Here is a 14,048-nt window from a genome sequence, read left to right on the forward strand (position 1 = left end):
ACGTCCGATCGCTTCATGAAGTTCAAGCGCCGCATGCGGTACGCGGCCGTTGTGCTCGGTGGGGCGTTGGCGCTCGCCGCCTGCAACGGCCCAACCGCCGACAAACCCGCCGCGTCCGGTGCCGCGCCGGCCGGCAACACCAGCGGCGGGAACCTGCATTTCGCCGTTGTCAGCCACGGTTCCGCCGGTGACGCGTTCTGGAACGTGGTCAAGAACGGCGCCGAGGCCGCGGGCAAGCAGCTCGGCGTGCAGGTCGACTACAAGGCCGACGGCGACCCGGGCGCGCAGGCCAAGCTGGTCGACAACGCGATCGCCCAGAAGGTCGACGGCCTGGTGGTGTCCATGGCCAACCCGGACGCGCTGAAGACGTCGATCCAGAACGCGGTGAAAGCCGGCATCCCGGTCGTCACCATCAACTCCGGCGAGTCCCGCAGTGCCGAGTTCGGCGCGATCGCCCACGTCGGCCAGAACGAGACGATCGCCGGCGAGGGAGCGGGCAAGCGCCTCAAGGACGCCGGGAAGACCAAGCTGCTCTGCGTGATCCACGAGGCCGGCAACATCGGCCAGAACCAGCGGTGTGACGGCGCCAAGCAGGCCTTCGGCAACGTCCAGACGCTCCAGGTGGACATCAACAACCCGACCGACGCCCAGTCCCGGATCAAGGGCGCGGTCCAGGCCGACCCGTCGATCGACGCGGTGCTGGCGTTGAACTCGCAGGTCGCGGCGGGTGCGGTGACCGCGATCAAGGGTGCGGGCTCCAAGGCCCAGGTCGCCACCTTCGACCTGAACAGCGACGTGGTCACGGCCATCAAGTCCGGCGACATTCTCTTCGCGGTCGACCAGCAGCAGTACGAGCAGGGCTACCTGCCGATCGTGTTCCTCAAGCTGTACAAGGAGAACGCGAACACAGTGGGCGGCGGCCAGCCGGTGCTGACCGGTCCCGGCTTCGTCGACAAGGCCAATGTGGACACTGTCGCGCCCTACGCCAACCGAGGGACGCGGTGACATGACCTCGACGGCGGTACAGGTCGCGCCCGACGAGCGGCTCGCCAAGTCCGGGCTGTGGGACCGCCTGGTGGTGCGCCCGGAGATCGGCGCCCTGCTCGGCGCGCTGTTGGTGTTCGTCTTCTTCTCGGTGTTCACCAACGACTTCCTCAGCCCGCTCGGGGTGTCGAACTGGCTCGACGACGCCTCCACGCTCGGCATCATGGCGGTGGTCGTGGCGCTGCTGATGATCGGCGGCGAGTTCGACCTGTCCGCCGGTGTGATGACCGCGTCCACTTCGCTCGTCACCGCGATCCTGACCACTCAGGCCGGCATGAACGTGTGGCCGGCGCTGCTCATCTCCCTGGCGTTCGCGTTGGGTGTCGGCGCGGTCAACGGGTGGCTGGTGATCAGGACCGGACTGCCCAGCTTCATCGTGACCCTGGGTACTTTCCTTGCCCTGCAAGGGCTCAACCTGGGTGTCACGCGAGTGGTCACCGGGACCGTGCAGGTCTCCGGGATGCGGTCGGCCAGCGGGTACGAGTCGACCGGGCAGCTGTTCGCGTCCACCATCGACGTCGGCGGCACCGCGTTCCCGGTGTCGATCCTGTGGTGGATCGCCCTGGCCGCGGTGGCCGCGTGGATCCTGGTCCGGACCCGGTTCGGCAACTGGATCTTCGCGGTCGGCGGGTCGTCGCTCAGCTCGCGGGCGGTCGGCGTGCCGGTGCTGCGCACGAAGGTCCTGCTGTTCATGGGGACCGCGTTCGGCGCGTGGGTGGTCGGGTCGATCAACCTGCTGCGCAACGCCAGTGTGCAGGCCAACCAGGGGATCGGCCTGGAGTTCCAGTACATCATCGCGGCTGTGATCGGCGGCTGCCTGCTCACCGGCGGGTTCGGGTCGGCCGTGGGCGCGGCGATCGGCGCGCTGATCTTCGGTATGGCCCGCCAGGGCATCGTCTACGCGCAGTGGAACAACGACTGGTTCATGCTGTTCCTCGGCGTGATGCTGCTGGCCGCGGTCCTGGTGAACAACACCTTCCGGCGTCGAGCGGAAAGGGTTCGTCGATGAGCCTCATCGAAGTTCGCGACATCGGCAAGACGTACGGCAGTGTCATCGCGCTCGCTGACGTGTCCACTGTGGTCAACGCCGGCGAGGTCACCTGTGTGCTGGGGGACAACGGCGCCGGCAAGTCCACCCTGATCAAGATCCTGGCCGGCGTGCACCAGCACGACCATGGCGAGTTCCTGGTCGAGGGCGAGCCGGTCCGGTTCTCGTCCCCGCGCGAGGCCCTCGACCGGGGCATCGCCACGGTGTACCAGGACCTGGCCGTGGTCCCGCTGATGAGTGTGTGGCGGAACTTCTACCTCGGCTCGGAGCCCACGCTCGGTTGGGGCCCGTTCCGCCGGCTCGACCGGCGCAAGGGCCGGACCACCACCCGCAAGGCACTCGCCGACATGGGCATCGACCTGCGAGACGTGGAACAGCCCGTGGGCACGTTGTCCGGTGGTGAACGGCAGTGCGTCGCCATCGCCCGCGCTGTCCACTTCGGAGCGAAGGTGCTCATCCTGGACGAGCCCACGGCCGCGCTCGGCGTGAAGCAGGCCGGTGTGGTGTTGCGGTACGTCGCCCAGGCCCGTGACCGCGGGCTCGGGGTCGTGCTGATCACGCACAACCCGCACCACGCCTACCCGGTCGGCGACCGGTTCCTGCTGCTCAAGCGGGGCCGCAGCCTCGGGTCGTTCGACAAGGGCGACATCACGATCGAGGAGTTGACCCGCCAGATGGCCGGCGGCGCCGAACTCGAGGCCCTGGAGCACGAACTGCGGGCGGTCCAGTGAGCTTGGAAGCGCTGACCGTCGGCCGGGTCGGCGTCGACCTGTACCCGGAGCAGAGCGGGGTGCCGCTCGCCGAGGTACGGACGTTCGCGAAGTCGCTCGGTGGCACCGCGACCAACGTCGCGGTCGCCGCCGCGCGGCTCGGCCGCCGGTCCGCTGTGCTCACCAAGGTCGGCCCGGACGGCTTCGGCCCGTACGTCCGTGCGGCCCTGACCGGGTTCGGGGTGTCCGCGCAGTACGTCGGCACGTCACCGGACTTGCTGACACCAGTGGTGTTCTGCGCGCTCGACCCGCCGGAGGACCCGCCGCTGCTGTTCTACCGACTGCCTACTGCGCCGGACCTCACGCTGTCCGAGGCGGACGTCCCATGGGACGTCATCGCGGACGTGCCTGTGCTGTGGGTGACCGGCACCGGGGTGAGCACCGAGCCCGCGCGTGGCACTCAGCGCAAGATCCTGGAGGCACGTGTACGGCGTACACATACCGTGCTCGACCTGGACTACCGGCCGATGTTCTGGCCCGACCGGGCCGAGGCCCGCGCGCAGATCGGCTGGATGCTCGACCACGTCACGGTCGCGGTCGGCAACCGGACCGAGGCGGAGGTCGCCGTCGGCACGGCCGACCCGGACGAGGCCGCGCGCCGGATCCTGGACCGTGGCGTCTCCCTCGTCATGATCAAGAAGGGTGCCGAGGGTGTGTTGGTGGCGACCCAGGACGGTTCGTGGACCGTCCCGCCGCATCCCATCGAAGTGGTGTGCGGGTTGGGCGCCGGGGACGCGTTCGGCGGTGCGCTGATCCACGGGCTGCTGTCCGGCTGGGAGCCCCGGCGGATCGCGGAGTTCGCGAATGTGGCTGGCGCGATCGTCGCTGGCCGGCTGGCCTGCGCGGACGCCATGCCGTTCGCCGACGAGATCGAGGAGCGCCTCACCGGTGATCACTGACCAGCAGTGGGCGAATCTGGTGCACATCAGGGCGGCCGATCCGGAGGCCGTGTACCGGGCGTACGCGAACCGGATGCGACGCTCGTCCCTGTTGTCCGACAACGGAACCCTGTTCCTGGTGGCGGCCGACCACACCGCGCGCGGCGCGTTGGGCGTGCCCGGCGACCCGACCGCGATGGTGGACCGCCGGTCGCTGCTGGACCGCCTGACGGTCGCCCTGGCCAATCCCGCGGTCGACGGCGTGCTCGGCACTCCGGACGTGATCGAGGAACTGCTGCTGCTGGGGTGTCTGGACGACAAGATCGCGATCGGCTCGATGAACCGCGGCGGCTTGGCCGGCGCGGACTGGGAGATCGACGACCGGTTCACCGCCTACACCGCCCAGTCCATTGTGGACTATCGGTTGGACGGCGGGAAGATGCTGCTGCGGCTGGTGGACGACGATCCCGGCACGGTCCCCACCTTGAAAGCCTGCGCGGACGCGGTGACGGACCTGGCCAGGCACGGCGTGATGGCCATGGTCGAGCCGTTGCCGTACCGGCGTGAGAACGGCAAACTCACGCTGCTCAAGGACACCCAGTCGCTGGCGCGCGCGGTCACGATCGCCTCGGCTCTGGGCGTCACGTCCGCATACACGTGGTTGAAACTGCCGGCGCCCGAAGAACCGGACGCCGTGTTGAACGCGACGACCCTGCCCACGGTCGTCCTCGGCGGCGTGCCGTCGGCGCGGGTCGAAGACGACATCGCTTCGTGGGGACGGGCGTTGCGCCATCAGGTGGTTCGTGGGCTCGTCGTCGGGCGGGCGTTGCTGTACCCGCCGGACGGCGATGTCGCCGGCGCGGTCGAATCCGCCGCCAAGGTCCTGAGCGAAGGAGTACGCCGATGAACCTGCATCGTCCACTCGGGACGCTGGCGCACGGGGCCGACCCGGTCCGGCTGACCCCGGAGGACGCCGGCTGGGCGTACACCGGCCTGCGGGTACTGACGATTCCGGCCGGTGCCACCCGAACCGTGGCGACCGGCGACTCCGAGTGTTTCGTGCTGCCGCTCGCCGGTGGTCTCGCGGTCGAAGTGGACGGTCAACGGTTCGAGCTGGCCGGGCGTGAGTCGGTGTTCACCAGGGTCACCGACTTTGTCTACATCCCGAGAGATTCCTATATCACTTTGTCGACAAAGGACGGTGTCGAGGTGGCGCTGCCGATGGCGCGCTGCACCCGCCGGCTGGCCCCGAAGTACGGCCCCGCCGAGAACATCCCGGTGGAGGTGCGCGGCTCCGGCAACGCCACCCGTCAGGTGACCAACTTCGGCGTGCCCGGCGTCTGGGACCACGCGGACAAGCTCAACGCCTGCGAACTCATCACCCCGGACGGCAACTGGTCGTCCTATCCGCCGCACAAGCACGACACCGCCGCCGAGAACGAGGTCATCAACGAGGAGATCTACTACTTCCGGATAGCCGGCCGGGATGGCGTCACCCCGTCCCGCGAAGGCTTCGGCATGCACAGGACCTACACCGCGGACGGCTCGATCGCCGAGGACGTGACCGTGCGCGACGGCGACGTCTTCCTGATCCCGCGCGGCTACCACGGCCCGTGCGTCGCAGCCCCCGGATATCCCATGTACTACCTGAACGTCCTCGCCGGCCCGGCCGACGACCGCTCGATGGCCTTCTGCGACGACCCCAGCCACACCTGGGTGCGTCAGGAGTGGGAGAAACAGGTCGACGACCCGCGCTGCCCGGTGACGTCGGCCGACGGAAGGGTGAACCGGTGAGACTCACGACCGCGCAGGCACTCGTCCGCTGGCTCATCGCGCAGCGCACCGAGTTGTTCGATGGCAGTGAAGCGCCACTGTTCCCGGCGGTGTTCGCCATCTTCGGGCATGGCAACGTTCTCAGCCTCGGCGCCGCGCTGGAGGAGCACCGCGACGAGATCCCGGTCTGGCGCGGGCACACCGAGCAGGGCATGGCCCTCGCCGCTGTCGGCTATGCCAAGGCGACCCACCGGCGCCAGGTCGGCGTGGCCACGTCGTCGATCGGGCCGGGCGCGTTGAACATGGTCACTGCGGCCGGCGTGGCCAACGCCAACCGGCTGCCACTCCTGTTGCTGCCCGGCGACACGTTCGCCAACCGCGCACCCGACCCCGTGCTGCAGCAGATCGAACCGTTCACCGACGGCACGGTCAGCGTGAACGACGCGTTCAAACCCGTGAGCCGCTACTTCGACCGGATCACCCGGCCCGAACAACTGCTGTCCGCCTTGCCCCAGGCCGTCCGCGTGCTCACCGACCCGGCCGACTGCGGGCCGGTGACATTGGCGCTGCCGCAGGACATCCAGGCCGAGGCGTTCGACTTCCCGGAGTCCTTCTTCGACCCGGTCGTCCACCACGTGCTGCGCCCCCGGCCCGACTCCCGCGCCCTGTCGCGGGCGGCTGACGTGCTCTCCAACGCGCGACGACCGCTTATGGTCCTCGGCGGCGGGGTCCGCTACTCCAACGCCACCAAGACCGCGGTCGAATTCGCTGAACGCCACGGCATTCCCGTCACCGAGACCACCGCGGGCCGTACGTTGGTGCCGCATGCCCACCCGCTGCACGCGGGCCCGTTGGGCATCACCGGCTCGTCGTCCGCCAACACGCTCGCGGCCGAGGCGGACGTGGTGCTCGCGGTCGGCACTCGTTTGCAGGATTTCACGACCGCGTCGTGGACCGTGTTCTCCCCTGAGGTCCGGATCGTCACCGTCAACGCCGCCCGCTTCGACGCGATCAAACACGGCGCCGTCCCGGTCGTCGGCGACGCGCAAGCCACCCTCGCCGAGCTGGACCTCGGCTCCTGGCGGGCGCCCGTCGAGTGGTCCGACCGTGCGCCGGTCGAGTTGGCCAAGTGGGACGCACACATCCTGGGCCTGCGTGCCGCACGCGCCGAACTGCCGACGTACGCGCAGGTCGTCGGGGTCGTCAACGAGCTCTCCGGTGCCGACGACTACGTCATGACGGCCTCCGGTGGGTTGCCCGGCGAGCTGATCGGCGGCTGGCGAGCCGTTCATGAATCCACAATGGACGTTGAATACGGCTTCTCCTGCATGGGTTACGAAGTAGCCGGCGCTTGGGGAGCGGCGATGGCCCGGCCGAACGGAGTGGTCACGACGCTGCTCGGCGACGGGTCGTACCTGATGCTCAACTCGGAGCTGTTCTCCGCCGCGTTCGCCGGCCACGGCTTCGTCGCGATGGTCTGCGACAACGACGGATACGCCGTGATCGACCGGCTGCAACGCGGCCAAGGCGGAGCCGGCTTCAACAACATGTACGCCGACGTCCGCACCCAACTGCCCACCCCGCCCCGCGTCGACTTCGCCGCCCACGCGGCGGCCCTCGGCTGCGCGGTGCTGACCGCCGACACCGTCGACGACCTCAAAGCCGCCTACGCCAAGGCCCGCGAACACGCCCAGGGCGGCCGCCCGGCGGTGGTCGTGATCAGGACCCGCCCGGACTCCTGGACCGAGGCCGGCGCCTGGTGGGAGGTCGGCGTCCCGCAGGTCGCGCACCGCCCGGCGATCACCCAGGCCCGCGCCGACCTGGAGGCGGCCAAGACCCAGCAGGTCCGTTACCTACGCGGCTAGCCGTGCACCCCGCCGCCAAACGTCCCGAATGGACAGTGTGGCCGAGATGTCCGTGGTGGGATCGCCGTCCACCAGAACGAGATCCGCGCGGGCGCCGGGCGCGATCGTGCCCCGGTCGGTCAGCCCGAACCGGCGCGCGGAGACGGTCGTGGCGGCCCGCAGCGCCTCGATCGGGGTGAACCCGGCGCGGACCAGCAGTTGCAGCTCGTGGTGGACGCTCGCGCCGTGCGCGTGACCGCCGATGGGGCCCGAGTGCTCGTGGGCGTCGGTGCCGACAAGGACGTCCACGCCGGCGTCCCGCAGCGCGACGACCGTGGCGAGGACGTCGGCGAAGTCGCCTTCCGGGTAGGCGTTGAAGGTCCCGGACAGGGTGGTGAACCACTCCGGGCTGAGCTTGTTCCGAACGCGCTCGTCAGCGGCGAACGCGGCAGCACTGTGGCCCAGCAGGGACGCGTTGATCATCAGGCACGGCGTGACGAACATGCCCGCGTCCGCGATGGCCGCGATGATCTCGGGCGTGTGCGGGCGGTCGACGAACAGGTGCGCCAGGCCGTCCACGCCCGCGTCGACGGCCTGCTGGGTGGCCTCAAGGGTCAACGTGTGCGCCACGACCTGCTTGCCCAGGCGGTGCGCCTCCTCGACACCGGCGGCGAGCGTCTCGGCGCTCATCTGCGGCAGCCCAGGAGACTTGAGCACACTGCCTTCTTCGATCATGACCTTGATGTAGTCCGCGCCTTCGGCGACGCGCTGGGCCACGAGTTCCTTGGCTTCCCGGGGCGTGGACACGGTCGGCAGCACCCATTCGCCGTGGGACTCGTCTGCCAGCTGCGTCGGATGGCCGCCCGGCGCCGTGAGGCCCAGCAACGCCGAACGGACGTCGGCGACGCCGTCGTCCGCCGCGACCTGCGCGCGCTGTTCAACTGTCCAGTACCCCATCATCTCCAGCTCGGTCGTTACCCCGAAGGTCAGCGCGAGCCGCAGGCACTCGACCGACGTGTGCACGTGGGCGTCGATCAACCCGGGCAGCAACGTGCCGCCGCGACCGTCCACGACGGTCGCGTCTTCGGGCGGCGGGCCACCGACGGCGGTGATGTCATGTCCGTCGACCACGACAGTGTGGTGCGGCAGGACCTGTTCGCCGTCGAAGACGCGGACGTTGGTGATGGCAGTGGACATGCTCGGCTTCCGTTCTGTGCATCTGACATATGTATGACTGCATGCACATGTTAGCGGTTCGGCAAACGAATTACGATCTCGTTCGTGAACGATGACGAACTGCTCGACGCGGTCGGCCCGGCCTTCTCCCGGCTGCGGCGCACCCAGCTGCTGCACGCCGAACCGTCGATCACCCGCAAGGACCTGACCAGGACCCTGGTGCTGAACATCGTCGCGGAAGGCGAACCCGACCAGGAGATGACGATCGGCGGCGTGGCCGAACGCCTCGCCGTCGACCCGTCCGTCGGCAGCCGGATGGTCAACGACTGCATCACCGCGGGCCTGCTGCTCAGGGTCGCCTCACAGAGCGACGGCCGTCGAACCGTCCTGCGGCTCACCGCCTCCGGTCGCGCGCTGACCGCCCGCTTCCGCAAGCTTCAGCGCCGGGCCTTCGAGAACATCACGCGTGACTGGTCCGCCACGGAACGCCGCGAGTTCGCCCGCCTCCTGCTCAAGTACGTCGACTCGGTGGCCACCGTGTGACCTGCATCACTCCAGAGGCAGTGGGTGACGGGTTTTCCGACGTCGGCCGGTCTTGATCCGGACTCGAATCCGACCACCCGAGGAGTGTCCGATGTCCCACCAGACCGCCGTCGTCACCGGTGCCAGTCGCGGCTTCGGCCGCGCGATCGCCACCGCGCTCGTGGCCGCGGGCACCAACGTCGTCGGCATCGCCCGCGACAAGCAGGAACTCCTCGCAGTACGGGACGAACTCGGCGACGCGTTCATACCCGTCGCCGCCGACGCGACGGACGAAACGCTCGCGCGGAACGTGATCCGCGAACACCGACCCACCCTGCTCGTGCTCAACGCCGGGGTCGTACCGCACATGGCGCCGGTGCACGAGCAGACCTGGGAGACCTTCAGCCGCAACTGGCACGTGGACACGCGGCACGTGTTCACGTGGACCGGAGCGGCGCTCCGGGAGCCGCTGGCGCCGGACAGTGTGGTCCTCGCCATGTCGAGCGGCGCTGCGCTCGCAGGGTCCCCACTCAGCGGCGGATACGCCAGTGCCAAGGCCGCGATCCGGTACATCCGTGGGTACGCGGCGGACGAGTCGAAGCGCGCCGGGCTGGACATCAGGTTCGTCGCGCTGCTGCCCCAACTGACCCCGACCACCGGTCTTGGCACGATCGGTGTCGCGGGCTACGCGGCGCGCCAAGGGGTCGAGCCGGCCACCTTCGTCCAGAACCTGCAGCCGATCCTCACCCCGGACCAGGTCGCCAAGGCCGTCCTTGACCTCGCCGCCGACTCCGACAGCGCGCCGGAGTACCAGGTCGACGGCGCCGGACTGCGCGCGCTCGTACCCTGAACCGATGCCGTCGGACGTCGAGTTCGCCGCTCTGGCCGAGCCGTTCCGGCCCGAGCTGCTGGCGCACTGCTACCGGATCCTCGGCTCGATCCACGACGCCGAGGACCTGGTGCAGGAGACCTATCTCCGGGCCTGGCGCGCGTTCGACCGGTTCGAGGGCCGCTCCTCAGTGCGGCGGTGGCTGTACAAGATCGCCACCATGGCCTGCCTGACGGCTTTGGAAACCCGCTCCCGACGGCCGCTTCCGTCGGGGCTGGGCGCGCCGTCGGACGACCACCGGGTGGCCGTCGCCGCCGCCGAGCCGTCGGTGTCCTGGCTCCAGCCGATCCCGGACGCCCTGCTGGACCCCGCCGCGGTGGTGGCCGGTCGGACCGGGGTCCGGCTCGCCTTCATCGCGGCACTCCAGTTCCTGCCCGCCCGGCAGCGGGCCGTGCTGACCCTGCGGGACGTGCTGGCGTTCCGGGCCGCCGAGGTCGCCGAGATGTTGGACACGACGACGGCCGCCGTCGACAGCTTGCTGCGTCGCGCCCGGACCCGTCTCGCCGAAGCCGGACCGGTCGAGGAGGACCTGGCCGAGCCGGCCGAGGAAACCCGGCGAACCCTGCTCGACAACTACGTCAGCGCGTTCACCCGGGCCGATCCCGCGGCACTGGTCGACCTGCTGCGCGCCGACGTCGAACTGGAGATGCCGCCGATCCCGACCTGGTTCACCGGCCGCGACGCGGTGATCGGATTCCTGACCAACCGGGTGCTACGCCACGGCAACCAGTGGCGCATGGTGCCCACCTACGCGAACAACCAGCCCGCGTTCGTCGAGTACGAGCGCACCGAGCCGCACGGCATCCAGGTCCTGACGTTGATGGGCGCCCGGATCGCCCGCATCACGGCCTTCAACGACCCGAGCCTGGTGCCGACGTTCATCCCGGTGCCGGCGCGTTGATCCCGGTCCGCAGGGCGGCCACGGCGCCGGCCAGATCCGGGCTCGCCGTCGCCTTGTCCAGCGCGGCCGTCAGGGTCTCCCGGTAGGTCGGCTCGGCCTCGACGAGGCGGGCCTGGCCGGCGGGCGTGATCATCGTGTAGATCCCGCGTCGGTCCAGCTCGCAGATGTCCCGTTCGGACAGGCCGGCGTCCTCCAGGCGGGCCACCAGCCGGCTCACCGAGCTCTGGTTCAGGCCCAGCGCCTCGGCCAGCTCCTGCATCCGGACCGAGCAGTTGCTCTCCTCGCTCGCCGCGAGGTGGCTGAGCGCGCGGTACTCCGACAGGCCAAGGCCGTGCCTGCGGTGCAGGGCCTTGGTCAGCTCGTGCTCTATCCGGGCGTGCAGCACCACGAACCGGTCCCACACGTGCTCTTCGGTGCTCACTTGACGAAGTTTACATGCAGTGACAACATCTGCATGCACATACAACTTCTTTCACTCCTGGAGAGACCACGTGAAGATCCTGTTCTTGCTGGGCAGCTCCCGGGCCGGTGGCAACACCGAGACGCTCGCCCGTCGCGCGGCCGAGACCCTGCCGGCGGACGCCGAACAACGCTGGCTCAACCTCAACGACTTCCCGCTGCCGGAGTTCCGGGACGTGCGGCACACGATCCGCATCCCGCCGGCGCCAACCGGGCACGAGAAGACGCTGCTGGACGCCTCCCTGTGGGCGACCGACATCGTCATCGCGTCCCCGCTGTACTGGTACAGCGTGTCCGCCCCCGTCAAGCAGTACCTCGACTACTGGAGCGGGTGGATGTACCTGCCGGACACGTCGTTCAAGCCGCGCATGCGCGAGAAGACCCTGTGGGGCGTCTCGGTCGCCGAGGAGCTCGGCATGGAGGAACACCTGGTCGGCACGCTTCAGCGGTCAGCGAACTACCTGAAGATGCGCTGGGGTGGTGTGCTCGTGGGAAACGGCAACCGGCCGGACGACGTGCTCAACGACGCATCGGCTCTGGTCGCCGCCAAGAGCTTCTTCCAGACCGTCTGACCCACCGGACGGGCACTCGGCACACGGACACCAGGGCGCTGGCCGCGCCCTGGTGTCCGCGTGGCAAGTCAGCGACGGTAGTCGTCGTATCCGTCGTCGTAGTCGTCGTTCTGGTCCTCTTCGTGAGCGTCGTCCGTCTTTCCCGACAGCTCACGTTGCAGAGCGTCGAAGTCCGTGTTCCGAGTGCTGTACTTGAGCTCTCGGGCCACCTTCGTCTGCTTGGCCTTAGCCCGGCCGCGCCCCATGGCTCGACCCCCTCGCACAGGGATGGGGCGGCCGGGGGAAACGGCGGCCCCACTCATCTCGACAACTGATTCCTGCCAACTACCGTACCGTGCCGATGGGGTTCGACGCGACGCGGCACCGTGTGCCGGTGATGACAGATCCGCCTCGATCGGGTGGTCGTCCGCTCACCGTCCGGGCGTGAAACCATGCTGGGCGTGCCTCGTCCGTTCGTCGCCTACCTGCGGGTGTACGAACCGTTGTCGGCTTTTGACAGTACGTTGTCGGATCGGCTACGGAACGTCATCGAAACTGGTCCACTGGCCCGGTCGGCCGCCGGTGACCACGAACGGGAAATGTGGTTCAGGTCACAACTTTCCGTGCCACCACGGCTGTTCCCGGGCGAGTCGGCCAGCGGCGCACCGGCCTCGCGGTCCGTGTACGACGCCCTCGTCCTCAACTCCAAGGACGTCCCAGGCGCCGACCCCCGCCGCGGTCCCCTGGTGTGTCCCCTGGACGTCATGCCACGCTCCGCGGCAGCTCTTGTGGGCTTCCTCACCACCGCCCATCCGTCGCTGCGTGAGGCGGCGATCACGGCCTCTGTGGACAGCGTGCGCGCCCGCGCGGCCCGGATCCTGTCCGAACAGTCCTCCGGCGCCGTACACGCCGTGTCGACGACGTGGACGGTGCCGTTGCCGTGGTTCGTGATGTTCGACTCCACCCACCGCCGGCTCGTGCTCGCCACCCGCGAAGCCAAGGAACGCGAATGCTCCTACCGGGCGACCATGGCCGACGCCCGCGACCGGGTCGCCCACGCCTATGAGCTGACCATCGGCACCTTCGGTGAGCAAGGCCCCGCCAAGGTCCTCGCGGACACCGCCGGCTGGCTGGAGCACTTCGACGACGACTCGGCGGTCGAACTGGACTACGGCGGCCTGGTACAGCTGCTCGACGACGAGGACCTGACCGCGGACAGCTCATGCGAGGACGTCAACGCGATCGTGGCGGCCCTCGAAGCCGGCGACGCCGAAGAGGTCGCGGAACGCTTCGAACGCCTCCGCGAGTTCTGGGGCGAACTCGCCATCAAAGAGCGCTTCAACTAACTCGGGCGGAGGTCAGCGACTGCCGAGGCGTCGAGTGACTTGGGGACGTCCTCGGGTTGGCGGCCGCCCCATTCACTGGTCGCCAGCTTCCGGTAGACCTCGGCCATCCCGTCGAACAACGCCGGGGTCAGCCCCGCCTCGGCCTGGGCGGCGGAGATCTGCTCCATCTCGCCGACGAACCGCCACGCCTTCGTGGCCGCCTGCACCGGCCACCAGAGCGCGTTCGGGATCAGCCCGGTCACGTCATCGAGCACATGGGACGTGACGCCATGCCGATCGGCGGTAAGCAGTGCGTGCGCGAGCAACGCGGACAGGCCCTTGTAGACCGATCCGGTGCACATCTTCACCGCGCTCGCCGCGCCGATCTCGGACCCGACCGTGATCCACCGGATGCCCGGCGCCGGCAACTCGGCCAGTTCGGCCACTGCCGGGCCGGACAGGAAGATCCGGGTGTCGGTGTCCGGCCGGGGCGGCGGTCCGGAGATCGAGCCGTCCACCCCGATGTCCAGTGCGCCGGCGATGGCGTCCAAGGTGCTCGGCGCGATCGCGTTCAGCTCCGCGACGATCGGCTGCCGGCCGGTCCGCGCGATCGACGCGGCCAGCGCGGAGGCCACTTGGACGGCGGACTCCGGCGGCACGATCGAGAGGACCACATCGGCCTCGGACACCACCGCGTCGATGTCCGGCACCAGTTCGAGGCCGGCCTCCTCGGCGAACCTGGCGGACCGGGCACTGCGCCCGGCCAAAGTCGTGATCACTCGCCGGCCACCGGCCCGCAGACTCCCGCCGACGGCACTCCCCATCGCCCCCGGGCTGAGCACCCCAATGGTTTTCATGGTGGGTAAGC

General features: G+C 69.4%; 16 protein-coding genes. 12 read left to right on the top strand and 4 right to left on the bottom strand.

Annotated elements, in window-relative coordinates; translation table 11 throughout:
- Positions 1–15: 15 nt before the first annotated feature.
- From EV192_RS03915 to iolD, 7 genes are read left to right on the top strand one after another with little or no spacing between them, the layout of a single operon-like run.
- Positions 16–1,005 carry a sugar ABC transporter substrate-binding protein gene (locus tag EV192_RS03915; protein ID WP_132112966.1) on the top strand — a complete coding sequence of 330 codons (990 nt, stop codon included), beginning with the start codon at positions 16–18 and terminating at the stop codon, positions 1,003–1,005.
- Position 1,006: 1 nt separating this feature from the next.
- Positions 1,007–2,053, top strand: coding sequence for an ABC transporter permease (locus tag EV192_RS03920; RefSeq protein ID WP_132111142.1), 1,047 nt, complete (start codon positions 1,007–1,009; stop codon positions 2,051–2,053).
- Complete coding sequence (locus EV192_RS03925) at positions 2,050–2,823, top strand: ATP-binding cassette domain-containing protein (protein WP_132111144.1); 774 nt, start codon at positions 2,050–2,052, stop codon at positions 2,821–2,823. The genes EV192_RS03920 and EV192_RS03925 overlap by 4 nt, the downstream gene beginning before the upstream one ends.
- Positions 2,820–3,761 (top strand): 5-dehydro-2-deoxygluconokinase, encoded by a 942-nt coding sequence (iolC, locus tag EV192_RS03930; protein WP_132111146.1) that lies wholly within the window; start codon positions 2,820–2,822, stop codon positions 3,759–3,761. The genes EV192_RS03925 and iolC overlap by 4 nt, the downstream gene beginning before the upstream one ends.
- Positions 3,751–4,647 carry a Cgl0159 family (beta/alpha)8-fold protein gene (locus tag EV192_RS03935; protein ID WP_132111148.1) on the top strand — a complete coding sequence of 299 codons (897 nt, stop codon included), beginning with the start codon at positions 3,751–3,753 and terminating at the stop codon, positions 4,645–4,647. Before iolC ends, EV192_RS03935 begins: the two co-directional genes overlap by 11 nt.
- Entirely contained in the window at positions 4,644–5,534 is an 891-nt protein-coding gene (iolB, locus tag EV192_RS03940) for a 5-deoxy-glucuronate isomerase (protein WP_132111150.1), read from the top strand. Before EV192_RS03935 ends, iolB begins: the two co-directional genes overlap by 4 nt.
- Positions 5,531–7,378 (top strand): 3D-(3,5/4)-trihydroxycyclohexane-1,2-dione acylhydrolase (decyclizing), encoded by a 1,848-nt coding sequence (gene iolD, locus EV192_RS03945; RefSeq protein ID WP_132111152.1) that lies wholly within the window; start codon positions 5,531–5,533, stop codon positions 7,376–7,378. Before iolB ends, iolD begins: the two co-directional genes overlap by 4 nt.
- Here iolD and EV192_RS03950 read toward each other — a convergent pair.
- On the bottom strand, positions 7,367–8,554 hold the full coding sequence (locus EV192_RS03950; protein ID WP_132111154.1) for an amidohydrolase family protein: 1,188 nt from the start codon (positions 8,552–8,554) through the stop codon (positions 7,367–7,369). The genes iolD and EV192_RS03950 overlap by 12 nt on opposite strands.
- Positions 8,555–8,638: 84 nt before the next feature.
- On the opposite strand from EV192_RS03950, the gene EV192_RS03955 reads away from it, so the two are divergent.
- The 3 genes from EV192_RS03955 to EV192_RS03965 all read left to right on the top strand — a co-directional run bounded on the left by EV192_RS03955 (position 8,639) and on the right by EV192_RS03965 (position 10,845).
- The gene (locus EV192_RS03955) at positions 8,639–9,076 is read left to right on the top strand and encodes a MarR family winged helix-turn-helix transcriptional regulator (RefSeq protein ID WP_243726615.1); all 438 of its coding nucleotides are present in this window, start codon (positions 8,639–8,641) and stop codon (positions 9,074–9,076) included.
- Between the two features lie 91 nt (positions 9,077–9,167).
- The gene (locus tag EV192_RS03960; RefSeq protein WP_132111158.1) at positions 9,168–9,905 is read left to right on the top strand and encodes an SDR family oxidoreductase; all 738 of its coding nucleotides are present in this window, start codon (positions 9,168–9,170) and stop codon (positions 9,903–9,905) included.
- A gap of 4 nt (positions 9,906–9,909) precedes the next feature.
- Positions 9,910–10,845, top strand: coding sequence for a sigma-70 family RNA polymerase sigma factor (locus EV192_RS03965; RefSeq protein ID WP_132111160.1), 936 nt, complete (start codon positions 9,910–9,912; stop codon positions 10,843–10,845).
- Here the strand turns inward: EV192_RS03965 and EV192_RS03970 are convergent.
- Complete coding sequence (locus tag EV192_RS03970) at positions 10,823–11,266, bottom strand: MarR family winged helix-turn-helix transcriptional regulator (protein WP_132111162.1); 444 nt, start codon at positions 11,264–11,266, stop codon at positions 10,823–10,825. The genes EV192_RS03965 and EV192_RS03970 overlap by 23 nt on opposite strands.
- A gap of 70 nt (positions 11,267–11,336) precedes the next feature.
- Between EV192_RS03970 and EV192_RS03975 the strand changes: the two genes are divergently transcribed.
- Positions 11,337–11,876 (top strand): flavodoxin family protein, encoded by a 540-nt coding sequence (locus EV192_RS03975; protein ID WP_132111164.1) that lies wholly within the window; start codon positions 11,337–11,339, stop codon positions 11,874–11,876.
- A gap of 68 nt (positions 11,877–11,944) precedes the next feature.
- Here EV192_RS03975 and EV192_RS03980 read toward each other — a convergent pair whose 3' ends face one another.
- The gene (locus EV192_RS03980; RefSeq protein WP_132111166.1) at positions 11,945–12,121 is read right to left on the bottom strand and encodes a DUF3073 domain-containing protein; all 177 of its coding nucleotides are present in this window, start codon (positions 12,119–12,121) and stop codon (positions 11,945–11,947) included.
- 186 nt (positions 12,122–12,307) lie between these two features.
- Here EV192_RS03980 and EV192_RS03985 point away from each other — a divergent pair, with 186 nt between their 5' ends.
- Complete coding sequence (locus tag EV192_RS03985) at positions 12,308–13,201, top strand: DUF8083 family protein (RefSeq protein WP_341770838.1); 894 nt, start codon at positions 12,308–12,310, stop codon at positions 13,199–13,201.
- On the opposite strand, the gene EV192_RS03990 is transcribed toward EV192_RS03985, so the two are convergent.
- Positions 13,198–14,037 (bottom strand): NAD(P)-dependent oxidoreductase, encoded by an 840-nt coding sequence (locus EV192_RS03990; RefSeq protein ID WP_165960199.1) that lies wholly within the window; start codon positions 14,035–14,037, stop codon positions 13,198–13,200. The genes EV192_RS03985 and EV192_RS03990 overlap by 4 nt on opposite strands.
- Positions 14,038–14,048 lie beyond the last annotated feature (11 nt).

The sequence above is a fragment of the Actinocrispum wychmicini genome (assembly GCF_004345645.1).
GTDB classification, from domain to species: domain Bacteria; phylum Actinomycetota; class Actinomycetes; order Mycobacteriales; family Pseudonocardiaceae; genus Kibdelosporangium; species Kibdelosporangium wychmicini.